The 23,827-nt window shown below is 63.3% G+C and carries 20 protein-coding genes; 13 read left to right on the forward strand and 7 right to left on the reverse strand.

Annotated elements, in window-relative coordinates:
* Positions 1 to 58: 58 nt before the first annotated feature.
* From ligB to CXQ80_RS01475, 3 genes are all read right to left on the reverse strand, one after another.
* On the reverse strand, positions 59 to 1,732 hold the full coding sequence (ligB, locus tag CXQ80_RS01465; RefSeq protein ID WP_101315774.1) for an NAD-dependent DNA ligase LigB: 1,674 nt from the start codon (positions 1,730 to 1,732) through the stop codon (positions 59 to 61).
* Between the two features lie 145 nt (positions 1,733 to 1,877).
* Positions 1,878 to 3,068 carry a methionine adenosyltransferase gene (gene metK / locus CXQ80_RS01470; protein WP_101315776.1) on the reverse strand — a complete coding sequence of 397 codons (1,191 nt, stop codon included), beginning with the start codon at positions 3,066 to 3,068 and terminating at the stop codon, positions 1,878 to 1,880.
* Positions 3,069 to 3,080: 12 nt separating this feature from the next.
* Complete coding sequence (locus tag CXQ80_RS01475; RefSeq protein WP_101315778.1) at positions 3,081 to 4,082, reverse strand: metalloregulator ArsR/SmtB family transcription factor; 1,002 nt, start codon at positions 4,080 to 4,082, stop codon at positions 3,081 to 3,083.
* Positions 4,083 to 4,321: 239 nt separating this feature from the next.
* Here CXQ80_RS01475 and tkt point away from each other — a divergent pair, with 239 nt between their 5' ends.
* The 13 genes from tkt to CXQ80_RS01540 all read left to right on the forward strand — a co-directional run bounded on the left by tkt (position 4,322) and on the right by CXQ80_RS01540 (position 17,433).
* Positions 4,322 to 6,319 (forward strand): transketolase, encoded by a 1,998-nt coding sequence (gene tkt / locus CXQ80_RS01480; protein WP_101315780.1) that lies wholly within the window; start codon positions 4,322 to 4,324, stop codon positions 6,317 to 6,319.
* A 140-nt stretch (positions 6,320 to 6,459) separates the two neighbouring features.
* A complete protein-coding gene (gene epd / locus CXQ80_RS01485; protein WP_101315782.1) occupies positions 6,460 to 7,521 on the forward strand; it encodes an erythrose-4-phosphate dehydrogenase in 1,062 nt (353 codons plus the stop codon).
* A 12-nt stretch (positions 7,522 to 7,533) separates the two neighbouring features.
* Positions 7,534 to 8,697 (forward strand): phosphoglycerate kinase, encoded by a 1,164-nt coding sequence (locus CXQ80_RS01490; protein WP_101315784.1) that lies wholly within the window; start codon positions 7,534 to 7,536, stop codon positions 8,695 to 8,697.
* A 32-nt stretch (positions 8,698 to 8,729) separates the two neighbouring features.
* Positions 8,730 to 8,948 (forward strand): hypothetical protein, encoded by a 219-nt coding sequence (locus CXQ80_RS01495; protein WP_101315786.1) that lies wholly within the window; start codon positions 8,730 to 8,732, stop codon positions 8,946 to 8,948.
* Positions 8,949 to 9,106: 158 nt separating this feature from the next.
* Positions 9,107 to 9,436, forward strand: a complete 330-nt coding sequence (locus CXQ80_RS01500; RefSeq protein WP_101315788.1) for an MliC family protein — start codon at positions 9,107 to 9,109, stop codon at positions 9,434 to 9,436.
* Between the two features lie 97 nt (positions 9,437 to 9,533).
* A complete protein-coding gene (gene fba, locus CXQ80_RS01505) occupies positions 9,534 to 10,598 on the forward strand; it encodes a class II fructose-bisphosphate aldolase (RefSeq protein ID WP_101315791.1) in 1,065 nt (354 codons plus the stop codon).
* 177 nt (positions 10,599 to 10,775) lie between these two features.
* Positions 10,776 to 12,896, forward strand: a complete 2,121-nt coding sequence (locus CXQ80_RS01510; RefSeq protein ID WP_101315793.1) for a bifunctional diguanylate cyclase/phosphodiesterase — start codon at positions 10,776 to 10,778, stop codon at positions 12,894 to 12,896.
* A 39-nt stretch (positions 12,897 to 12,935) separates the two neighbouring features.
* Positions 12,936 to 13,436 (forward strand): M48 family metallopeptidase, encoded by a 501-nt coding sequence (locus CXQ80_RS01515; protein ID WP_101315795.1) that lies wholly within the window; start codon positions 12,936 to 12,938, stop codon positions 13,434 to 13,436.
* 11 nt (positions 13,437 to 13,447) lie between these two features.
* Entirely contained in the window at positions 13,448 to 13,744 is a 297-nt protein-coding gene (locus CXQ80_RS01520) for a helix-turn-helix domain-containing protein (RefSeq protein ID WP_101315797.1), read from the forward strand.
* A gap of 93 nt (positions 13,745 to 13,837) precedes the next feature.
* Positions 13,838 to 14,473: a transcriptional regulator gene (locus tag CXQ80_RS01525; protein ID WP_101315800.1), complete on the forward strand. Its 636-nt coding sequence runs from the start codon at positions 13,838 to 13,840 to the stop codon at positions 14,471 to 14,473.
* A gap of 116 nt (positions 14,474 to 14,589) precedes the next feature.
* A complete protein-coding gene (locus CXQ80_RS01530) occupies positions 14,590 to 15,564 on the forward strand; it encodes a threonine/serine dehydratase (RefSeq protein WP_101315802.1) in 975 nt (324 codons plus the stop codon).
* The gene (locus tag CXQ80_RS01535; protein ID WP_101315804.1) at positions 15,561 to 16,508 is read left to right on the forward strand and encodes an ornithine cyclodeaminase family protein; all 948 of its coding nucleotides are present in this window, start codon (positions 15,561 to 15,563) and stop codon (positions 16,506 to 16,508) included. Before CXQ80_RS01530 ends, CXQ80_RS01535 begins: the two co-directional genes overlap by 4 nt.
* 187 nt (positions 16,509 to 16,695) lie before the next feature.
* Positions 16,696 to 17,433, forward strand: coding sequence for an ABC transporter substrate-binding protein (locus CXQ80_RS01540; protein WP_101315806.1), 738 nt, complete (start codon positions 16,696 to 16,698; stop codon positions 17,431 to 17,433).
* A gap of 9 nt (positions 17,434 to 17,442) precedes the next feature.
* On the opposite strand, the gene yccS is transcribed toward CXQ80_RS01540, so the two are convergent.
* The 4 genes from yccS to mdtD form a co-directional block, all read right to left on the reverse strand.
* Positions 17,443 to 19,626 carry a YccS family putative transporter gene (yccS, locus tag CXQ80_RS01545; RefSeq protein WP_101315808.1) on the reverse strand — a complete coding sequence of 728 codons (2,184 nt, stop codon included), beginning with the start codon at positions 19,624 to 19,626 and terminating at the stop codon, positions 17,443 to 17,445.
* Positions 19,627 to 19,686: 60 nt separating this feature from the next.
* Positions 19,687 to 20,868, reverse strand: coding sequence for an NAD(P)/FAD-dependent oxidoreductase (locus CXQ80_RS01550; RefSeq protein WP_101315810.1), 1,182 nt, complete (start codon positions 20,866 to 20,868; stop codon positions 19,687 to 19,689).
* A 73-nt stretch (positions 20,869 to 20,941) separates the two neighbouring features.
* Positions 20,942 to 22,327 carry an ATP-dependent RNA helicase DbpA gene (gene dbpA / locus CXQ80_RS01555; protein ID WP_101315812.1) on the reverse strand — a complete coding sequence of 462 codons (1,386 nt, stop codon included), beginning with the start codon at positions 22,325 to 22,327 and terminating at the stop codon, positions 20,942 to 20,944.
* 64 nt (positions 22,328 to 22,391) lie between these two features.
* Positions 22,392 to 23,819: a multidrug transporter subunit MdtD gene (gene mdtD / locus CXQ80_RS01560; RefSeq protein WP_101315814.1), complete on the reverse strand. Its 1,428-nt coding sequence runs from the start codon at positions 23,817 to 23,819 to the stop codon at positions 22,392 to 22,394.
* Positions 23,820 to 23,827 lie beyond the last annotated feature (8 nt).

The following is a 23,827-nucleotide window of genomic DNA, read 5'->3' on the forward strand; positions in this document are numbered from 1 at the left end:
GGGGCTCCATTCGGGTGCAGGGCAGCGAAAAGGGAAATGCTGCCCTGATCCGGCAAAATTAGAAACCCTTGATTTTGTGATGGCGTAACTGCGCGGCCAGTAATTGCACTGCGTCGTCATTGAAAAATGCCTGCAACTGCTCGGCACGGCCGTTGCCGATGCCGGGTTCCTGCAGCCATTCTCGTGCGGTTTTGCTCGCCAAGGTCTGCCAGTCAGGGCCTGGCTCAAGGCGACGCGGCGCAGGCATCCCCAGGCCGTGTAGCCAGCGCTGGAAGGGTTGCTGGCGCGCTTGGGTGAACACCTCGAGCAGCTGTTCGGCACGCGTTTCAGCGATGCCCGCAACACCCAGCAACTGCTCCCGGTCCAGGTTCAGCCAATCGTCCAGCGTACTGACCAGGCCGCTGTCGACCAACTTAGTCCAGGTTGCCGCGCCCATCCCAGGCATGTTCAGGCCTTGCTTGCCGCCCAGCCAGTGCAGACGGGCGACAAACTGCTGGCGACAGGTGGGGCTGTCCTGCCAGCAACTGAGCGAATGGTAGCGGCCCTGTTCCGGGACCTGTACCGGCGCACGCCGGCTGCTGCGCTGCACCACGGACTCCAACCGCGGAATGGTCAAGCCGGCCAGGCTTATTGCCACCTGATCGCCTGCACGGATGTCCAGCGCTTGCCAGCGTGCCAGCGACCCGAGGCTGACCTGACTGACCTGGCGATCATCCAGCTGCAGCGGTTTCAGCTGTAACAGAGGCGTGATGCGCCCGGTGCGGCCAACCTTGAACTGCACCTCGTGCACTTCGGCCAGTGCCTGGCGCAGCGGATACTTCCAGGCTGCAATCCAGTACGGCGCATTGGCCTGCCAACGCTCTGCGGCGGGGCGCTGATCCTGGCGCAGGATCACTCCGTCAGTAGCGAACGGCAGGGCTGATCGATACCAGTGCTGGCGCCAGTGAGCGGCCTGCTCGAAGGTATCGATGGCGACGCTGTACTGCTGGCTGTCGCTGAAGCCTAGTGCAGTCAGTGCACTGAGCCGTTCTGCCTGTGTAGCTGGGCCCTCGGGCCAATCCCAGACGAATAGGCCGATATCCGCGCCCAATTGCGCGCTGAGCTGCTTGCGCGCCATCAGGCCGGCGACACTCCCGCGGGCGCCGCGCCCACCGGCGGCTGCCTGCACGTGGTTGTCCAGGCGCAGGTACAGCTCGCCCTGCAGCGCGAGATCAAGGGCGCGTGGCAGTTCGCGCTGGATGCCCGAAAGGTACGGCAGGTGCCGGCTCCAGTCATGCCCATGGACGCCGTCACCGCGGCTCAGCAACTGCACCAACCGACCTTGTCGGTAAACCAGCGAGACCGCCACACCATCGACCTTGGGCTGAATCCACACGGCCTGTTTACCGCGCAGCCATTGTGCGGCGGCCTGCTCATCACGCAGCTTGGCGACGCCGGTATGAACAGTCGGGTGCGCCAGCGGGCCGCGCGCGCTGGCCAGCGGGTCGTCACTGGCATTGATGGCAAAGCACTGTTGCAGGTCCAGCAGGCGCTGCCGGCTTTGGTCGTAGAGTTCATCATCGACCAGCGCGATACCTTGGCGATGGTAGTGGTCATCCCACGTTGCCAGTGACTGGCGCAACTGTTCGACCTCTTGTTGCGCCCGCTCGCCAGGCCAGGCGGGACAAGCGGCGGCCTGAGCACCCGAGAGGTACAACAGCGGCAGCAAACACAGCAGCAGTTTAAGCATCATGGCCAGCATCCTTGCCAGGCGATTCGGAACCCTCAGCCTAAGCGCGCAAGCGGATCAACGCTGGGCCAGTTTGTCAGGCGATATGTCACAAAAAAGCCCCTGTCGATTACTCGGCAGGGGCTTTCGTTTGTGGCTGTAAGAAAGCTTACAGGCCAGCAGCGTCCTTCAGCGACTGGGCGCGGTCGGTGCGTTCCCAGGTGAAGGTGGTGAAGGTGTCGTCACCGACGGTTTTCTGCGCAGGGGTACGGCCGAAGTGACCGTAGGCCGCAGTTTCCTGATACATCGGGTGCAGCAGGTCGAGCATGGTGGTGATTGCGTAAGGACGCAGGTCGAAGCACTCACGCACCAGCTGGACGATCTTGGCATCGGAAATCTTGCCGGTACCAAAGGTATTCAGCGAGATCGAGGTCGGCTGAGCAACACCGATGGCGTAGGACACCTGAATCTCGCAACGCTCGGCGAGGCCGGCAGCCACGATGTTCTTGGCGACGTAACGACCGGCGTAGGCCGCCGAACGGTCAACCTTGGATGGATCCTTGCCGGAGAATGCGCCGCCGCCGTGACGGGCCATGCCGCCGTAGGAGTCGACGATGATCTTGCGCCCGGTCAGGCCGCAGTCGCCCACTGGGCCGCCAATGATGAACTGGCCAGTCGGGTTGATATGGAACTGGGTGTCCTTGTGCAGCAGTTCGGCAGGCAGGGTGTGCTTGACGATCAGCTCCATGACGGCTTCTTTGAGGTCTTTTTGCGAGACTTCAGGGTTGTGCTGGGTCGACAGCACCACGGCGTCGATACCAACAACCTTGCCGCCTTCGTAACGGCAGGTGACCTGCGACTTGGCATCCGGACGCAGCCACGGCAGCAGGCCGGACTTGCGCGCTTCGGCCTGGCGCTCGACCAGACGGTGCGAGAAGCAGATCGGTGCTGGCATCAGCACGTCGGTTTCGTTGCTGGCGTAGCCGAACATCAGGCCCTGGTCGCCGGCGCCTTGATCTTCAGGCTTGGAGCGGTCAACGCCCTGGGCGATATCGACCGACTGCTTGCCGATGATGTTCATCACCGCGCAGGTCGCGCCATCGAAGCCGACGTCGGAGCTGTTGTAGCCGATGTCGACGATGACGTCGCGCACGATCTGCTCGAGGTCGACCCAGGCCGAGGTGGTGACTTCGCCGGCAATAATGGCAACACCGGTCTTGACCAAGGTTTCGCAGGCCACACGGGCGAACTTGTCCTGGGTGATGATGGCGTCCAGGACCGCGTCCGAAATCTGGTCGGCGATCTTGTCCGGATGTCCTTCAGACACGGACTCGGAGGTGAAAAGGGAATATTCGCTCATCTCGACGGGTTCCTAAAATTTACCGATGGTGATGTCGCCAGCCGTCCGCTGAAAATGGCGGACCTGGATCTGGAAACCGTTACGCAAGCCCACATACAGGCTGTCTCCGAGAGCCAGCCCTGCTGCCCGGGCCCAACGGGCCAGGTCATCCTGCTCAAAGCCCAGCCAGAGATCGCCGCAGGCCTCGCGGGCCCAATGCTGATCATGGCTGCACAGTTCGGTGACCAGCAGGCTGCCGCCTGCCTTTACCCGTTTGGCCAGCAGGCGCAGGGCCTGGGCCGGATCGCTGAAATGGTGCAAGACCATGTTCAGCACTACGCAGTCGGCTGTCACATCCGTTGCACCCAATGCATCGGCCAACTGCAGGTTTACATTACTCAAGCTTTCTCGTTCACAGACCTGGCGCGCCAGCTCGAGCATGGTCGGGCTGTTGTCCATCGCCGTGACGCTGGCAAAGCGCCGCGCCAGGTCGGGCAGAAAACCACCGTCACCCGGGCCGACTTCAAGGGCACTGGCGTCAGCGCCGAAGCTGAGTTTGTCGAGCAGTGCCAGCAGGCTCTCGCGGTATTGCGGCAAGCCGGCGATCAAGTCCTGCTGGGCACGAAACTTTTCTTCCACACGCAGGAAGAAGTCCTGGCTGGTAGCGGCCCGGCGCTGTTGCACCTGGGCAATGCGCGCCTGCACTGCGGCCGGCAACGCGAGGTCGTCGACCTCTTCAAGCAGTGCCGTATGCAGCCGGCCACCGGGGCGCAGGCTGTCGGGCAGGGCGCGCCGGTAGAAGATGGCGTTGCCTTCGCGGCGTGTGGCCACCAGTTCGGCCTGGGCCAGCACCTTGAGGTGATGACTCATGCCGGACTGGCCGACGTCGAAGATCTGCGCCAGCTCGAGCACGCCGAACGAGTCACTGGCCAGCGCGCGCAATACATGCAGGCGCAGCTCGTCGCCGCTGGCTTTGCATAAAGCTGCCAGGTCGTCGCTGCGTTGCAGGGCCAATGATTGCGCGGGAAGATTCATAGCGCGGCAGTCTAGACAGGCAAGGTTGCCCTCGCAAGGGCAATATCAAAAAGTTTTGATATTGGACGATGGATGGCCCGAGTCAGTCCGAACCACCGTCTATTCTCGCGAATCGCTCATCAATCACAGGAAAAACACCCAACTGCGACCATCCGTCATTGCCCCGGAGCCGACTGTGGGGGAAAATGGTCGTCTTTTTTGCGCTTCATTACTTATTCAAGCCCCCAGGAGACTTAGCGATGCCCAGCCGTCGTGATCGTGCCAACGCCATTCGTGCCCTCAGCATGGATGCCGTGCAAAAGGCCAACAGCGGCCATCCCGGTGCCCCAATGGGCATGGCGGATATCGCCGAAGTGCTTTGGCGCGACTACCTGAAGCACAACCCGAGCAACCCGAGCTTCGCCGACCGTGACCGCTTCGTGCTGTCCAACGGCCACGGCTCGATGCTGATCTATTCGCTGCTGCACCTGACCGGCTACGACCTGTCGATCGAAGACCTCAAAGGTTTCCGTCAGCTGCACAGCCGCACCCCGGGCCACCCGGAGTTCGGCTACACCCCAGGCGTCGAAACCACCACCGGCCCACTCGGCCAGGGTCTGGCCAACGCGGTCGGCTTCGCCCTCGCCGAAAAAGTCATGGCGGCGCAGTTCAACCGTGACAGCCACAACATCGTCGACCACAACACCTACGTGTTCCTCGGCGATGGCTGCCTGATGGAAGGCATCTCCCATGAAGTCGCCTCGCTGGCCGGCACTCTGGGCCTGAACAAGCTGGTCGCGTTCTACGACGACAACGGCATCTCCATCGATGGCGAAGTCCACGGCTGGTTCACCGACAACACCCCGGCACGCTTCGAAGCCTACAACTGGCAGGTGATCCGCAACGTCGACGGCCACGATGCCGAAGAAATCAAGATGGCCATCGAGACGGCGCGCAAGAGCGATCGTCCGACCCTGATCTGCTGCAAGACCATCATCGGTTTCGGTTCGCCGAACAAGCAGGGCAAGGAAGACTGCCACGGCGCACCGCTGGGCAATGACGAAATCGCCCTGGCCCGCAAAGAGCTGAACTGGAACTACGGCCCGTTCGAAATCCCGGCCGACATCTATGCCGAGTGGGACGCCAAGGCCGCCGGTGCCAAGGCCGAAGCCGAGTGGAACCAGCGCTTTGAAGCTTACGCCGCTGCTCACCCAGAGCTGGCTGCCGAGTTCAAGCGGCGGATGGCCGGTGACTTGCCTGCCGACTTCTCGGCCAAGGCTCAGGCCTACGTCAACGAAGTTGCTGCCAAGGGTGAAACCATCGCCAGCCGCAAGGCCAGCCAGAACGCCCTGAACGCCTTCGGCCCGCTGCTGCCCGAGTTCCTCGGCGGTTCGGCTGACCTGGCCGGCTCCAACCTGACCTTGTGGAAAGGCTGCAAAGGCGTCGACGCCGTTGATGCCAGCGGCAACTACGTGTTCTACGGCGTGCGCGAATTCGGCATGACCGCGATCATGAACGGCGTCGCCCTGCACGGCGGCCTGGTGCCTTACGGCGCGACCTTCCTGATGTTCATGGAATACGCCCGCAACGCCGTGCGCATGTCGGCTCTGATGAAGCAGCGCGTCATCCACGTCTACACCCACGACTCGATCGGCCTGGGCGAAGACGGTCCGACTCACCAGCCAATCGAGCAGCTGACCAGCCTGCGCAGCACGCCGAACCTGGACACCTGGCGCCCGGCCGATGCGGTCGAGTCGGCGGTTTCCTGGAAGCACGCACTGCAGCGCAAGGACGGCCCGTCGGCGCTGATCTTCTCGCGTCAGAACCTGCAGCATCAGCAGCGCGATGCGCAGCAGATCGCCGACATCGAGCGCGGCGGTTATGTGCTCAAGGACTGCGCTGGCGAGCCTGAGCTGATCCTCATCGCTACCGGTTCCGAAGTCGGTCTGGCCGTGCAGGCGTTCGACCAACTGAGCGAGCAAGGCCGCAAGGTCCGCGTCGTCTCGATGCCATGCACCAGCGTGTTCGATGCCCAGGACGCCAGCTACAAGCAGGCTGTGCTGCCGCTTGAAGTCGGTGCGCGGATCGCCATCGAGGCTGCCCATGCCGACTTCTGGTACAAGTACGTTGGCCTTGAAGGTCGCGTCATCGGCATGACCACTTACGGCGAATCGGCTCCGGCCTCGGCGCTGTTCGAGGAATTCGGCTTTACCCTGGAGAACATCCTCGGTACCGCTGAAGAGCTGCTGGAAGACTGATTCATCCTGAGCGAGGCGAGGGCGTTGCCCTCGTTTTCGCGACTCAAGGCCGCGCCTACAAGTTATTGCCTGTGCAGTATCTTGTAGGCGCGGCCTTGTGCCGCGACGGTCAATGATCATCCTGTGTTAGCGAGTCCTGCATGTCTCAAGGTCGCCCTTACAAAGTTGCACTCAACGGTTACGGCCGCATTGGCCGCTGTGTCCTGCGCGCGCTGGTTGAGCGGGGGGCTGCTGCGAGCTTCGAGATCGTTGCCTTGAATGACCTGGCCGATCAGGCCAGCCTGGAATACCTGACACGCTTCGACTCCACCCATGGCCGCTTCCCCGGCGAGGTCAAGGTCGATGGCGATTGTCTGCATATCAACGGCGACTGCGTGCAGGTGTTGCGCAGTGCCACCCCGGAAGGCATCGACTGGGCCGCGCTGGAGGTTGACCTGGTGCTCGAATGCACCGGTGCCTACAACACCCGCGCCGATGGTCAGCGCTTTCTCGACGCCGGCGCGCCACGGGTACTGTTCTCGCAGCCTATGGCCAGCGAGGCCGACGTCGACGCCACCATCGTCTATGGCATCAACCAGGCTTGCCTGAGCGGTGCCGAGCAGTTGGTGTCGAATGCCTCCTGCACCACCAACTGCGGCGTGCCGCTGCTGCGCGTGCTGGATCAGGCGTTCGGCATCGAGTACGTGCAGATCACCACCATTCACTCGGCGATGAACGACCAGCCGGTGATCGACGCCTATCACCATGAAGACCTGCGCCGCACCCGCTCGGCGTTTCAGTCGGTGATCCCGGTGTCCACTGGTCTGGCGCGTGGCATCGAACGGCTGCTGCCGGAACTTGCCGGGCGAATTCAGGCCAAAGCGGTGCGTGTGCCCACTGTCAACGTGTCGTGCCTGGACATCACCCTGCAGACCGCCCGTGACACCACCGCTGCCGAGGTCAACCAGGTGCTGCGTGATGCAGCCCTGAGCGGCCCGCTGCGAGGGCTGCTGGCCTACACCGAGCTGCCGCACGCCAGCTGTGATTTCAACCATGACCCGCATTCGGCCATCGTCGATGCCAGCCAGACCCGCGTTTCCGGCCCCCGCCTGGTGAACCTGCTGGCCTGGTTCGACAACGAATGGGGGTTTGCCAACCGCATGCTCGACGTTGCTGATCATTTCCTGCACGTCGTCCACCAAACCCGCAGCAAACAGCCCTGAAGGACTGCATTCATGACCGTGTTGAAGATGACTGACCTCGACCTGCAAGGTAAGCGCGTACTGATTCGCGAAGACCTCAACGTGCCTGTCAAAGACGGTGCGGTTGCCAGCGATGCGCGTATCCTGGCGGCGCTGCCGACCATCAAGCTGGCCCTGGAAAAAGGCGCCGCGGTAATGGTCTGCTCGCACCTCGGTCGGCCAACCGAAGGCGAGTTTTCTGCCGAAAACAGCCTCAAGCCGGTGGCTGACTACCTGAGCAAGGCACTCGGCCGTGAAGTACCGCTGGTGGCCGATTATCTCGACGGCGTTGATGTTGCCGCCGGTGAGCTGGTGCTGTTCGAGAACGTGCGCTTCAACAAGGGCGAGAAGAAAAACGCCGACGAGCTGGCGCAGCAGTACGCTGCCCTGTGCGACGTATTCGTGATGGATGCGTTCGGCACCGCCCACCGCGCCGAAGGCTCGACCCACGGCGTGGCCAAGTTCGCCAAGGTTGCCGCTGCCGGCCCGCTGCTGGCTGCTGAGCTGGACGCACTGGGCAAGGCCCTGAAAGCGCCTGCCAAGCCAATGGCTGCCATCGTTGCCGGCTCCAAGGTGTCGACCAAGCTCGATGTACTGAACAGCCTCAGCAGCGTCTGCGACCTGCTGATCGTCGGTGGCGGCATTGCCAACACCTTCCTCGCCGCCGCTGGCCACAAAGTCGGCAAGTCGCTGTACGAGCCTGACCTGGTCGACACCGCCAAGGCCATCGCCGCCAAGGTCAACGTGCCGCTGCCGGTCGACGTGGTAGTGGCCAAGGAGTTCGCCGAGAGCGCCGTGGCTACCGTCAAGCTGATCAGCGAGGTTGCCGACGACGACATGATCCTCGACATCGGCCCGCAAACTGCCGAGCAGTTCGCCGAGTTGCTGAAGTCGTCGAAGACCGTGCTGTGGAACGGCCCGGTCGGCGTGTTCGAGTTCGATCAGTTCGGTAACGGCACCAAAGTACTGGCCCAGGCCATTGCCAGCAGCGACGCGTTTTCCATCGCGGGCGGTGGTGACACCCTGGCGGCCATCGATAAATATGGCGTTGGCAGCGATATCTCCTACATTTCTACCGGTGGCGGCGCGTTCCTCGAGTTCGTCGAGGGCAAGGTTCTGCCTGCTGTGGAAATCCTGGAACAACGAGCCAAGGCCTGAGCATGAAGGCGCCTGGCGCAGGGAGCGAGCGGATGCTCAAGCAATTGCCGGTGATGATCGTGGCCTGTCTGTTGGGCGCCTGCTCCAGCGGGCCGGCTGCCGATGACGAGCCGTCGCAGGCGGTGCCGGGCGGCTGTTACCAGTCGCAGTGGCAGGCCGAGACGGTGCCGGTGATCAACAAGCGGCTGGGTCCGGACGGGCTGGAAAAGTACGACGACGAGCACCAACGCAAGGCGCCCGGTTGCCCGTGATGGGTTGGCGGGCAACCTAAACTGGGTTTTGTGGTCTTGGATTAGGGGCCGCTTCACGGCCTTCGCGGTTAAACCCGCTTCCACAGACGTGCACCGAACCTGTGGGAGCGGGTTTACCCGCGAAGGGCCGCATAGCGGACCCATAACGAGGGTTTCGGATGAAAGCGCTATTGGCCCTGATGGCCCTGGCGACACTGGCAGGCTGCTCACTGCTGCAGCCGGCACCGGCTGCGCCGACAGACACCTGGACACGCTGGGTCTGTGATACACAGACCGAAGTATCCTGGCGTTTCGCCGATGCCAGCCAGGACTCGGTCGATGTCCGCCTTGGCGGTAATGACCAGGTCTACCGGCTCAAGTCCGAGCCGGGCGCCTCTGGCGCGCTGTACAGCGATGGCGTTCTGGCCCTGCATCTGCGCGGCGAAGAAGGCCTGGTGTACTGGGTAGCAACCAACGATCTGATAGGGCGGGGCTGCAAGGCACCGTGATGGCCGGGGCGCTTCGGCGGCCCACATAACATGAACAGCAACCGCCCTATGGCAGGTTTGCACGAAACAACGACGCTTGTCGGGAGAGAGATACACAATGGCACTCATTAGCATGCGCCAGATGCTGGACCACGCCGCCGAGTTCGGTTACGGCGTTCCAGCTTTCAACGTAAACAACCTCGAGCAGATGCGCGCCATCATGGAAGCCGCCGACAAGACCGACTCTCCGGTCATCGTGCAGGCCTCGGCCGGTGCTCGCAAATACGCCGGTGCACCCTTCCTGCGCCACCTGATCCTGGCGGCAATCGAAGAGTTCCCCCACATCCCGGTGTGCATGCACCAGGACCACGGTACCAGCCCTGACGTTTGCCAGCGCTCGATCCAGCTGGGCTTCAGCTCGGTGATGATGGACGGCTCGCTGGGCGAAGACGGCAAGACCCCAACCGACTACGACTACAACGTCCGCGTCACCCAGCAGACCGTCGCCATGGCCCACGCCTGCGGTGTTTCGGTAGAAGGCGAGCTGGGCTGCCTGGGTTCGCTGGAAACCGGCATGGCCGGTGAAGAAGACGGTATCGGCGCCGAAGGCGTGCTCGATCACAGCCAGATGCTGACCGATCCGGAAGAAGCCGCCGACTTCGTCAAGAAGACTCAGGTCGACGCCTTGGCCATCGCCATCGGCACCAGCCACGGCGCCTACAAGTTCACCAAGCCGCCTACCGGCGACGTGCTGGCAATCGACCGCATCAAGGAAATCCACAAGCGCATCCCCAATACCCACCTGGTGATGCACGGTTCTTCCTCGGTACCGCAAGAGTGGCTGGCGATCATCAACCAGTACGGCGGCGACATCAAAGAGACCTACGGCGTACCGGTTGAAGAAATCGTCGAAGGCATCAAGTACGGCGTGCGCAAGGTCAACATCGACACCGACCTGCGCCTGGCCTCTACCGGTGCCATGCGTCGTCTGATGGCGACCAACCCGAGCGAGTTCGACCCACGCAAGTTCTTCGGCGAAACCGTCAAGGCCATGCGTGACGTGTGCATCGCCCGTTACGAAGCCTTCGGCACCGCCGGCAATGCCTCGAAGATCAAACCGATCTCCCTCGAAGGCATGTACCAGCGTTACCTGAAAGGTGAGCTGGCTGCCAAGGTCAACTGATCAGGGCTGGATGCTTGAAAAAACCCGCAGCGATGCGGGTTTTTTTATGTCTGCGAGATGACCGTTAGTCGGCATGGGAAACTAAATTCGGTGATAGCGTTCTGATTCCATTGCACCCCGCCAACTGCGGTCTAGAGTAGACGGGTAGGAAGCAGTCGCTCTTACAAGAGAAGCAGCATGGATGAAGCTCAACCCACTGCAACGGACGGCAAGTCCGTCTTGCTGGTTGTCGACGATTACCCAGAGAACCTGATCAGCATGCGCGCCCTGCTGGCCCGTCAGGATTGGCAGGTATTGACTGCCTGTTCGGGCACCGAGGCGCTCGGCGCGCTGCTCCGGCATGAAGTCGACCTGGTTTTGCTCGACGTGCAGATGCCCGAGATGGACGGCTTTGAAGTCGCCCGCTTGATGCGCGGCAGCCAGCGCACTCGACTCACTCCAATCATTTTCCTGACTGCCAACGAGCAGTCGCAGGATGCCGTGCTCAAGGGCTACGCCGCCGGCGCCGTGGATTATCTGTTCAAGCCATTCGACCCGCAGATCCTCAAGCCCAAGGTGCAGGCCCTGCTCGAGCAGCAGCGCAACCGACGCATGCTGCAGCGCCTGACCCGCGAGCTTGAAGCGGCGCGGGCCTTCAATGCCTCGATCCTGGAAAACGCCGCCGAAGGCATCCTGGTGGTGGATGAGAGCGGCACCATCAGCTTTGCCAATCCGGCGATTTCAAGCCTGCTGGATACCCCGGTGCAGGTGCTCCAGGGCGCCCACGTGCTTGACCTGCTGCAACTGGCGACACCAAGCCTGTGGCGCGAGTCGGACTTCTTCAAGGCGTACCAGCAACGGCAGATCTTCCGCGTGCACGATGCGCAGTTGCGCACCGCCGACGGGCAACTGGTGCCGGTGGCGTTGTCCTGCGCGCCGCTGCCGAGCGAGCAGCACGCCATGGTAATTACCCTGCTGGACATGTCAGTGGTGCGCAGCCTGCATCAGCAGCTGGAACAGCAGGCGGTCACCGACCCGCTCACCGGCCTGCTCAATCGGCGCGGCTTCTACCAGGCTGCCGAAGCTGCGCTGCTGCGCAACGAGCACTCGGAGAAGGTCCAGGCACTGATGTACATGGACCTCGATGGCTTCAAGCGGATCAATGATTCGCTCGGGCACGAGGCAGGCGACGAGATCCTGCACTGGGTCGCGTCTCAACTGAAGGATTGCCTGGGCAGCGAGGCGCTGCTGGCACGGATGGGCGGTGACGAATTCACCGCTTTGTTCGACGGCCTGCCGTATCCAGAGCTGGCCGGACGCTTCGCTGAGCGGGTGCTCGAACGCCTGTCGATCACCCACCAGGTAGACGGGGTGGATGTATCCCTGGGCGTCAGCATTGGTATCGCCACCTATCCCGACTGCGGCGGCACTTTCGAGGGCCTGTTGCGCGCGGCGGATACGGCGATGTACGCCGCCAAGCATGCCGGCCGTCAGCAATACCGGTTTTACGATCAGGAATTGAACGGCCGTGCGCGGTCGCGGCTGATGCTCGAAGACGGCGTGCGCAGCGCCATCGAGCAAAAGGACTTCAGCCTGGTGTTCCAGCCGCAGGTGGCGTTTGCCGATGGCCAGCTGCGTGGCTTCGAGGCGCTGCTGCGCTGGCAGCACCCCAGCGTCGGTGATGTACCGCCGGGCTTGTTCATCCCGTTGCTGGAAGAGACCCGGCTGATCAGCCGCCTGGCCAGCTGGATCTACGATCAGGGTGCTGCCCAGCGCAAGGCTTGGCGCGCGGGCTTTGCCGATTACCTGGTACTGGGGATCAGTCTGAGCCGGGTTCAGTTCGCCATGCCAAATCTGGTCGATGAATTGCAGGCGGTGATCCAGGCGCACGGCTTGCGCCCGGCGCAGCTTGAGGTCGAGGTGGCGGAAACCTCGCTGATGTACAACATCGACGCCGCAGTGAAGCAGCTCAACCGCCTGCGTGAGCTTGGCGTGCGAGTAGCGCTGGACGACTTCGGCGCCGGCGGCTGTTCGCTGCGGATGATCCGCGATCTGCCCATCGACACGCTCAAGCTTGACCGCCATCTGGTCGCGCGCCTGCCCGACTCGGCCAGCGATGCGGCGTTGGTGCGCAGCGTCATTGGCCTGTGCGCCGACTACGCGATCACGGTCATTGCCGAAGGCGTGGAAACCGAAGCCCAGGCGGCCTGGCTGAAGGCGCACGGCTGCTGTTATGTGCAGGGCTTTTTGGTGGCACGGCCGATGACCGCTGCCGATGCGAGCGGCTTTCCATTGTTTTTCCACTGGCCCGGGCAATGATTGGCTAGAATCGCGTGTGCTTTTATCGACCGCCGTGCCATGACCGACCTACGTTACCTGCAAGCCTACCCACCGCACCTGCAAGAGCAGGTGCGGCAGATGATCGCCAGCGACCGCCTGGGCGAGTACCTGCGCCAGCGCTATCCCGCCCGTCACCAGGTGCAGAATGACAAGGCGTTGTACGCCTACGCTCAGGAACTGAAGCAGAGCTACCTGCGCAGTGCGCCGAACCTTGACAAGGTGCTGTTCGACAACCGCCTCGACCTGACCCATCGCGCCCTGGGTCTGAACACGGCTGTGTCGCGGGTGCAGGGCGGCAAGCTCAAGGCCAAGAAAGAAATCCGCATCGCGGCCTTGTTCAAGGACGCCGCGCCCGAGTTTCTGCGCATGATAGTCGTGCATGAGCTGGCGCACCTGCGTGAGCGCGACCACAGCAAGGCGTTCTACCAGCTCTGCCAGCACATGGAGCCGGATTACCATCAACTGGAATTCGACCTGCGCGTTTACCTGACCTACCAGGAACTGCCCAATCAATCCTAAGGACCCCGAGCATGGAAGTGAGCAAGACCAAGAGCAGCTTCTACCGCCGCCTGTACGTCGCCTGGCTGATCGACAGCCAGACCGCCGCCAGCGTACCGGCCTTGACCGAAGCCACCGGCATGCCCCGGCGTACCGCTCAGGACACCATCGCTGCGCTGGCCGACCTCGACATCATCTGCGAATTCGAGCAGGAGAGCGGCGCCCGCAACCATGCCGGGCAGTACCGCATCCGCGACTGGGGTGCGATCGACAAGCAGTGGATCGGCGCGCATCTGGCGCACATCCGTAAGGTGCTGGGCTACCCCTGAATCATCTGCAGCGGGTCGCTCGCGGCCGCTGCACTTTCCCTGCCTGTCGCGCCTGGCTTAGCATGGCGCGCTTTACCCTCAGGAATGCTTGCGATGTCTGCACCCCGGCCGGCGCTCAGCCCCCGCTTCAGCAACTACGCCGCCATGGCCGATGGCGTCGCCACGCTGCTGTTTCCGCATGCTGAAGTGGTGGTGCATGACCTGCGCAGCCAGAACATCGTGCACATCGCCAACAATATCTCCAAGCGCCAGTTGGGCGACGACTCGGCGCTGCACGACTTGCCCGCCGACCTCAATGGCGCCACCCGCCTGGGTCCGTACGAAAAGCTCAACTGGGACGGCCAGAAAATTCGCTCGATCAGCAGTGTGATGCTCGATGACAACGGCCAGCCCGAAGCGCTGCTGTGCATCAACTTCAACGTATCGCTGCTGGAGCAGGCCAGGCAGGCGCTGGATGTGTTCTTCCAGGCCAGCCGCCTGCTGCCGCAACCTGAAGTGCTGTTTCGTGATGACTGGCAGGAGCGCATCAACACCTTCATGCACAGCTGGCTGGCCGAACGTAGCCAGAGCCTCAACACGCTGGAGCGCGAGCATAAGCGCGAGCTGATCGAGGCCCTGCATGGCGAAGGGGCGTTCCGCGGCAAGAGCGCTTATGACTATGTGGCCAACGTGCTGAACATGGGCCGGGCGACCGTCTACAAATACGTGAAGCTCGCTCGCGAAAGCTGATCACCTGTCGACCTGCTCGCTGGTGCTTGCGCGACGTGGAAATAAAATCTATCGTAGATTTAATTTCCATATGAGCGCGCTGCCTGGGTAGCGCTCTGTCACCGAGAGCATTACCGATGATCGACGACCAAGCACTGGGCTCCCTGCAGCAGGCCATCACTGAAGCACACACCGCGCTGCGCCCGCAGGTCGCGGTCACGCCGATGACCTTGAGCAGCCGCCTGAGTGCTTTGAGCGGCTGTGAGGTTTACCTCAAGTGCGAGCACCTGCAGCACACCGGCTCGTTCAAATACCGCGGTGCCAGCAACAAGCTGCGCCTGCTTGACCCGGTCCAGCGCCAGCGTGGCGTCATCACCGCGTCCTCTGGCAACCACGGCCAGGGCCTTGCCTTGGCCGGCCAGGCACTGGGCGTGCCGGTCAGCGTCTACACCACCACGCAGGCCTCCAGCTATAAGCTGGAAGCAATGCGCGCACTGGGCGCCGAGGTCATCAGCCTTGATCTCGATCCGCTCGGTGCCGAACTGGAAGCCGGGCGCCAGGCGCAGTTGCAAGGCAAACCGTACGTGTCGCCGTACAACGACTACCAGATCATCGCCGGTCAGGGCACGGTCGGAATGGAACTGTTCGAGCAGCAGCCGGAGCTGGATGCGGTGTTCGTGGCTGTGGGCGGTGGTGGTCTGATTAGCGGCATTGCAGCGGCCCTGCATGGCCTGTCGGCGAAAACCCGCATCGTTGGTTGCTGGCCAGCCAACTCACCGGCCCTGCATGCCTCACTCGCAGCAGGGCGGATCATCGAGGTCGACGAGGAGGAGACTATTTCGGATGGCACCGCCGGCGGCGTCGAACCCGACAGCGTTACCCTCGGCCTGTGCCAACGACTTTTGAGTCAGCGCGTGTTGGTCAGTGAGGCGCAGATCAAGGCTGCCATGCGTGAGGTGGCCGCCAGCGAGCGCTGGATCATCGAGGGCGCCGCAGGCGTGGCGATGGCCGGCATGCTGGCGCTGGCCGAGGAGTATCGCGGCAAGAAAGTCGCAGTCGTGCTGTGCGGCCGCAATATCGTGCTGGAGAAATACCTCGAGGCTATCGCATGAAGGTCTACGAGCTGCCGGCGATCATGGCCGCGCTGGATGCCCATCAGGCCATGTGCGCCATCGAACTGGGCTTTGTCGCTTATTCCGCAGGCCGGGTGCAGGTGCCACCGGTGCAGGCATTCGGCTTCCCTCAGGCAAATGGCGACTGCTGTATCAAATCGGCCTATGTCGAGGGCAGTGAGACCTTCACGGTCAAGGTTTCCACTGGCTTCTACAGCAACCCGCAGCAGGGCTTGCCGAGCAACGACGGGCTGATGCTGGTGCTCAGTGCCAGCACCGGCCAGCCGTTGGCGCTGCTGGCGGATCAGGGTTGGTTAACCTGCATGCGCACCGCCTTGGCTGGGCGCATCGCGGCACGGTTGCTGGCGCCGAACCGGGTCGAAGCGATCGGCATCCTCGGCACCGGCATGCAGGCGCGCTTGCAGCTGGAGCAGTTGCTGGCAGTCACCGCCTGCCGCGAGGTGCTGGTGTGGGGTCGTAGTGACGCCGCGCGGCGCGACTACAGGGCGTTTGCCGAGGCGCTGGGCTGCACGGTGCGCTGTGTCGAGCAACCGCGGCTAGTGGCCGAGGCGGCCAACCTGCTGGTCTGCGCCACGCCTTCCCGCGAGCCGCTGCTGCAACGTGAATGGCTGCTGCCCGGCAGCCATATCACCGCGGTTGGTGCCGATGCACCAGGCAAGCAGGAACTGGCGGTGGAGCTGGTCGCCAGTGCTCAGCGGATCATTGTCGATTCGCGCCGCCAATGTAGCCAGTACGGCGAGGTGTCTCATGCGCTCAAGGCCGGTTTGATAGCCCCAAGCCAGCTGAGCGAACTCGGCGAGATGCTGGCAGGGCACGCGACCGGGCGCGAACACGACGGGCAACTGACTCTCGCCGATCTGACCGGCGTTGCGGTGCAGGATGCGCAGATTGCCCGCTGCGTGCTGGAGGTGCTGCAACGCTGACCAATTGGGCCTCGCAACGAGGCCTGATTATTGCTTCGGCAAGTAATCTGCCGGCTTGGCCAAAATAGAGGCCATTTGACATCATTGTCCGCTGTCGGCAGTCCCGCGGATCTGTATTCTGCTCGGTATGACGGAGCACATGTTACCGTCATCCGCGGGAGCCCCCCATTGCCAAAAGGATTCGTGCATGCGGCCACTGCTGTGCCTTGCCGGGCTGTTGCTGGCGTTGCTGGCCTCGCCTGCAGCTGCAGAGCAAAAACTGCGTCTGGTTGCCGACAGCTGGCCGCCGTTCACCGACGCCAGCCTGCCCGGCGGTGGCCTAGCGACCAGCCTGGTGACCACGGCGCTGACGCGCGCAGGCTTTGCCAGTGAATACGAAGAAGTGCCCTGGGCGCGTGCGTTGAAAGGGTTGGGCGAAGGACGTTACGACGTGCTGGTCAACGCTTGGTACAACGAGTCGCGCACCCAGATCGGGCAGTTTTCCAGTGCCTTTCTGAGTAACCGCATTCGCCTACTCAAGCGTCAGGGTGAGGCCTTCACTTATCAGCGCCAGGCTGATCTGTACCCCTACAGCATCGCCGTGGTGCGCGGTTATGCCTATTCGCCGAGCTTCGACGATGACAGCCGCCTGAGCAAGGTACAGGTGCGCAATTTCTCCTCAGCTGTGCGCATGCTGGCGGCCGGGCGGGTCAAGCTGGCAGTGGAAGACGAGTACGTCGCACGTTACAACCTGCAGCGCGAGCCGCAGCAGGTGCGTGACTCGGTCAGTTTTGTCGATCCGCCGCTGGGTGAGAACAGCCTGCACATTCTGGTCAGCTTGCAGCACCCGCAACATCGGCAGATCGTGCAGCGCTTCGAGCGCGCCATCGCGGCCATGAAAGCCGATGGCAGTTATCAGCGCCTGCTGCGCCAGCATGGCTTCTAGAACCTTGGCTCAGCTCGGCGCCCCTTCCTTGATCAGGTGCGCGGCCATAGTCCGCAGCGGGCCGAGCTGGCGGCAGATCAAGGCCAGCTGCGTCTGCACCAGGCGCTGATGCTCATCCAGCTCTTCCGGCATCTGCTCGAGGGCATTGGCCAAGGCTTCTTCTTCATCACTGTGAATCGCCACCGGCAGGCGCGCAGCCAGGCCGTTGGCGATCTGGTCGAGGCTGTTGGCCAGGCTGACCCCGGCACCGTCGATCAGTTGCTCGTGGACCTCTGGCGGCAGCGCCGTATCGCGGTGCGCACCTAGTCCTGACAGGTAGCTGAGCAAGGTGTGCGAGAGCACCAGGAAGCGGAAACCGACATCGGCCTCCTTACGGAAGTGGCCAGGCTCCATCAGCATGTTGGCCAGAGTGGTCGACAGCGCTGCGTCAGCGTTGTGCGCATTGCGCCGGGCCAGGCGATAGGCGAGGTCGTCGCGTTTGCCGTACGCATACTGCTGCATGATCTGGCGCAGGTACTCGCTGGCGCAGGTCAAAGTATTGGCCAGCACCTTGTTCAGCCGCCGCCCCTGCCAGTCGGGCAGGAACAGGAACACCGCCAGAATGGCGATCAGGCTGCCGACCAGGGTATCGAACAGGCGCGGCAGGAACAGGCCGTAACCGTCGCCGATCTGGTTGAAGCAGAACAGCACCATCAGCGTGATTGCCGCCGTGGCCAGGGTATAGCGGGTGGTGCGGTTGACGAAGAACACCACCCCGGCAACCACTGCGAACAACGACTGCACCACCGGGTTAGGGAACAGATCGAACAACGCCCAGCCGACCGTCAGGCCGATCGCCGTGCCGAAAATCCGCTGCACCAGCTTGCGCCGCGTCGCGCCATAGTTGGGCTGGCAGACGAACAGCGTGGTGAGGATGATCCAGTAACCCTGGGTCGGGTGAATCAGATGCACCATGCCATAGCCGATTGATAGCGCCAGCGGCAGGCGCAGGGCGTGGCGGAACAGCAGCGAAGTCGGCGTCAGCTGCGTGCGCAGGCGGCCCCAGACGTCCTTGAAGTTGCGCGGCGAGCGGTCCAGCAGGCTGCTGTCACTGGCATCGGCAAGGCCGTCCGGGTTGCTGGCGTCGGCGAGCAGGCGGTCCAGCGTGGCGAGGTTGCCGGCCAGCGCCCGCAGCGAGCGCAGCAGGCCGCGCCAGGCTGGGTTGCTCTGGATGCGCAGGTGTTCCAGGGAGGCGTGCAGGTCTTCCAGCGCCTCGGCAAAACCGCTGCCGTAGACGAACGGCTGGCGCATGCGGATCGATTCCGACAGCTGCTGGCAGGCCGAGCCTTGCTGGCGCAACAGGCGCTGGCAGCGGAACATCACGTCGCTGTGGAAAAACGCCTCGGCCAGGGCGTTGTACGGATAGTGCGAGGCACTCACGCGCTCGTGAATGTCCTGGGCCAGGAAATACAGCTTGAGGTAGCGGCTGACCTTGGAGTTGGGTTGGCTGTTGCCGACCCGGTGCAGGATGATCTCTTTGGCGGCGTTGAGGGCTGCGACCACCTTGCCGTTCTGCTGGGCCAGCTCCAGCCGTCGCGATTCCACTTCAAGGTTGCGAATTGGCTCGAACAGGTTGGCCTTGAGCTTGAGGTAGCGGCCCAGCTCGTAGAACAGCTTGGCCAGGCTCTGCTGCACCGGCTGATTGGAGAACAGCGCCTGCCACAGCACCGACAGCAGCCCATACCAGGCAGCGCCTGCCACCAGCAGCAACGGCTCGTGCCAGAAGTCGGTGACCTCACCGCCGCGCTGGTCGACGCCGATCATGGTGTACACCGAGAGGATCAAGGTCGCCGAGGCAATCGCGCCATAGCGCTCGCCCAAGGCGCCGAGCATGGTCAGGCAGAACGCCGCCAGGGCCAGGGCGAAGGCAAAGATCCAGGGGTAGGGGAACAGCAGCTCGACCGACAGCGCGGCGATGGCAAAACAGGCCAGGGTCACCAGCAGGGCGCTGAGGCGGCCCTGCCAGCCGTCGTCGGTCTCGGCCAGGGCGCTGGCGATGATCCCCAGAAACAGCGGGATCAACAGCTTCATTTCATCTTGATACCAACACAAGGCCATGCTGCCGGTGAGGGCGATGGTCACCCGGATGGCATAACTGAACTTGTCCTGGCCCCACAAACGACGCAGAGAATGACGAAACGAGCTCGATGACATAGTGGCCTGCTGGCAGTGATCGATGAGAACCTTTCAGGGCATTGCTGAAAGGATTCTACATTACACGAACTGCGCCGCGGCGTTGGCAGAAGCCCAGGCCCACTGGAAATTAAATCCGCCGAGATGGCCGCTGACATCGAGCACTTCACCGATGAAATACAGCCCAGGGCTTTTCAGCGATTCCATGGTCTTGGACGACACTTCGCGGGTGTCGACGCCGCCCAGGGTGACCTCGGCCGTGCGATAACCTTCGGTGCCGGCCGGCACCACCTGCCAGCAGGCCAGCTTGTCAGCGATCTGTGCCAGCTCGGCCGGGGTGTACTGCTTCATCGGCTTGGATTCGAACCACTGCTCGGCCACCAGGTTTGCCAGCTTGCGCGTGAACACCTCGCCGAGCACGGTCTTCAGCTCGCTGTTGGCGCGCTCGATTTGCTGGCTTTGCAGCCAGTCCAGCGCGTCACGGTCAGGCAGCAGGTTGATCTCGACGCTGTCGCCGGCCTCCCAGAACGAAGAAATCTGCAGAATCGCCGGGCCACTCAGGCCGCGGTGAGTAAACAGCAGGTTCTCGCGGAAGCTGCTGCCGTTGCAGCTGGCGGTGCAGTCCAGCGAGGTGCCCGAAAGCTCGGTGCACATGGCCTTAAGCTGCGGCTCGGTGATGGTGAACGGCACCAGCCCGGCACGGGTTGGCAGCAAGGTGTGGCCGAACTGGCGCGCCACCTGGTAGCCGAAGCCGCTGGCGCCCAACGTCGGGATCGACAACCCACCGGTGGCGATCACCAGCGACTGGCAGGCGAACGGGCCGGCGCTGGTCTGCAGCCGATAACCCTCGGCGGTTTTCTCGATGGTCTCGATGCTGGTGTCCATGCGCAGGTCCACCCCGGCAGCGTCGCATTCAGCCAGCAGCAAATCGAGGATGTCGCTGGACTTGTTGTCGCAGAACAGCTGACCGAGCTTCTTCTCGTGATACGGCACCTGGTGCTTGGCCACCAGTTCGATGAAGTCCCACTGGGTATAGCGGGCCAGCGCCGATTTGCAGAAGTGCGGGTTGTTCGAGAGGAAGTTGCTCGGCTCGGTGTACATGTTGGTGAAGTTGCAACGCCCGCCACCCGACATGAGGATCTTCTTGCCCGGTTTGTTGGCATGGTCGAGCAGCAGCACGCGGCGGCCACGGTTGGCGCTGAGCTGAGCGCACATCAGGCCGGCGGCGCCAGCGCCGAGGATGATCACGTCGGTGGAGTGCACGGGAGTTACCTGGAATCAGTTGAACAGAAGGTGAGGCCAACCCTGCGCCGCCGGCACAGGGTTGCTGCAGATATCAGAGGATCCGCACTCTCAGCGCGCGGCCCTTGATCTTGCCGCTGTTGAGGCGCTGCACGGCCTGCTTGGCCAATGCTCGCTCGACCGCGACCAAGGCCTGGAAGTCGAAGATGGCGATCTTGCCGACCTGCTTGCCAGGGATGCCGGCGTCGCCGGTCAGTGCACCGAGGATGTCACCCGGGCGCAGCTTGTCTTTACGCCCGGCGCCGATGCACAGAGTGACCATTACCGGCAGCAGCGGCTCGCCGCCCTGGCTCTTGAGGTTGTCCAGCTGTTCCCAGCGCAGGGGGCGCTTCTGTTGCTGCTCGATGGCCTGGGCGCGATGGCCTTCGGCGGGAGCGACCAGGCTGACGGCGACGCCCTTTTCGCCAGCACGGCCGGTACGGCCGACTCGGTGTACGTGGATTTCGGCATCACGCGCCAGTTCGACGTTGATGACCATGTCCAGGCCGTCGATATCCAGGCCGCGCGCGGCCACGTCGGTGGCAACCAGCACCGAGATGCTACGGTTGGCGAACATCGCCAGCACCTGGTCGCGGTCACGCTGCTCCAGGTCGCCATGCAGCGCCTGGGCAACGATGCCCTTGGCGGTCAGGTGGTTGACCACTTCGTCGCACTGCTGCTTGGTGAAGCAGAACGCCACGCACGATTCAGGGCGGTAGTGCGCGAGCACGCGGGTCAGCGCTTCAAGGCGCTGCTGCGGGTCGATCTCGATGAAGCTCTGCTCGATCTGGGTTTCGCTGTGCAGCGCGTCGACCTTGACCTGCTGCGGCTTGCGCATGAAGTCAGCGGCCAGTTGCTCGATGCCGCTCGGGTAGGTGGCCGAGAACAGCAAGGTCTGCCGGCGCGACGGGGTCTTGCCGATGATCGCGGCAATGGCGTCGAAGAAGCCCATGTCGAGCATGCGGTCGGCTTCGTCGAGCACCAGCGTGTTGAGCCCGTCGAGGACCAGCGTGCCCTTGTCCAGATGCTGCTGAACCCGGCCCGGAGTGCCAACGATGATGTGCGCGCCGTGCTCCAGCGAGGCGATCTGCGGGCCGAGCGAAACCCCACCGCAGAGGGTCAGGATCTTGATGTTGTCTTCCGCCCGGGCCAGCCGGCGCAGTTCTTTGGCCACCTGGTCAGCCAGCTCGCGGGTCGGGCACAGGACCAGTGCCTGGCAGCCGAAGTAGCGCGGATTGAGCGGATTGAGCAAGCCGATGCCAAAGGCGGCAGTCTTGCCGCTGCCGGTCTTGGCTTGGGCGATCAGGTCCTGGCCACGCAGGATCACCGGCAGGCTCTGGGCCTGGATCGGGGTCATCGCGGCATAGCCGAGCGCCTCCAGGTTGGCCAGCATGGCGGCAGACAAGGGCAAAGAGGCAAATGCGGTGGATTCGGTGGTCACGAGGCGGGCCTGGGTAGCAAAGCGAAAAATGCCCGATAGTCTACCAGCCTCGTGGCCATTCCCCCTAAGGTTCGATCTCGGCTTCCGGACGACGGGCACGCCTGCCGTCGCTTGGCGCCAGTTGCAGGAAGATCGCCGCTGCCAGCATCGACATCAGGCCGATGGTGAAGAAGGTCAGCTGGAAGGCCCCCAGCACGCTCTCAACGCCATCGCCGTTACCAGCCGCGGTGAAGCCGCCGAGCAGGGCACCGGCACAGGCCACGCCCAGGCTCAAGGCCAGTTGCGCAACCACCGAAAGCAAGCCGTTGCCGCTGCTGGCGCTGGCATCGTCGAGATCGATCAGAGTCACCGTGTTCATCGCGGTGAACTGCAGCGAGTTGACTGCACCGAGCAACGACAGTTGCACCAGCAACAAAGCATACGGCGTCTGCTCATCGACCAGGCCCAGGCTCGCCAGGAGGATGCCCAGCAGCACGGTATTGCCGGTGAGGATGATGCGGTAGCCGAGCCGCTCGATCAGCGGCCGTGCTACCGACTTGGCAACCATCGCCGCTGCTGCCAGAGGGATCATGCTCATGCCGGCCTGGGACGGCGAATAGCCCAGGGCGATCTGCAGCAGCAGCGGCACCAGAAAGGGCAGGGCACCGCTGCCCAGACGGGCGAACAGGTTGCCGAGAATACCGATGGCGAAGGTGCGCACGCGGAACAGGCTGGGCGAGAACAGCGGCTCGGGATCGCGCCCGGCGCGCAGCCAGTAGGCCGCCAGGCAAGCCATGCCGGCAAACAGCAGCAACATCACCCGCAGGTGCGGCATGTGCAGCTCGCCCAGGCCTTCCATGGCAATGGTGATCAGCACCATCGCTGCACCAAACAGGAGGAACCCTGGCGTATCGAAGGTCGTGCGCTCGCTGCCGCGCAGGTCGGGGATGAACTTCCATACCGCCCAACAGCCCAGCGCACCCACCGGCAGGTTGAGCAAGAAGATCCAGTGCCAACTGAGGATTTCTACCAGCCAGCCACCGACGGTCGGCCCCAGCAGCGGGCCGAGCAGGCCGGGGATGGTGATGAAGCTCATGATCCGCACCAGCTCTGAACGCGGGTAGGCGCGCAGCACCACCAGCCGCCCGACCGGCAGCATCAAGGCACCGCCCAGGCCCTGAATGATCCGCGCCCCGATGAGGAAACCGAGGCTGTTGGCCAGGGCGCACAGCAGTGAGCCAAAGCTGAACAAGAGGATCGCGCTGAAGAAGATCCGCTTGGTGCCAAAACGGTCGGAGATCCAGCCCGAGGCCGGGATCAGCAAGGCCACGGTGAGCATGTAGGCGATGATCACCCCTTGCATGCGCAGCGGGTCTTCTTCGAGCGAGCGCGCCATCGCCGGCAGCGCGGTGTTGAGGATGGTGCCGTCGAGTGACTGCATGAAAAAGGCAATCGCCACCACCCACGGGATCCAGCGGGCGGTGACAGGGTCAAGCGGTGCGCGATCGGTCATGGCGGCCT

Source organism: Pseudomonas sp. 02C 26 (assembly GCF_002843585.1).
Taxonomy (GTDB): Bacteria; Pseudomonadota; Gammaproteobacteria; order Pseudomonadales; family Pseudomonadaceae; genus Aquipseudomonas; species Aquipseudomonas shirazensis.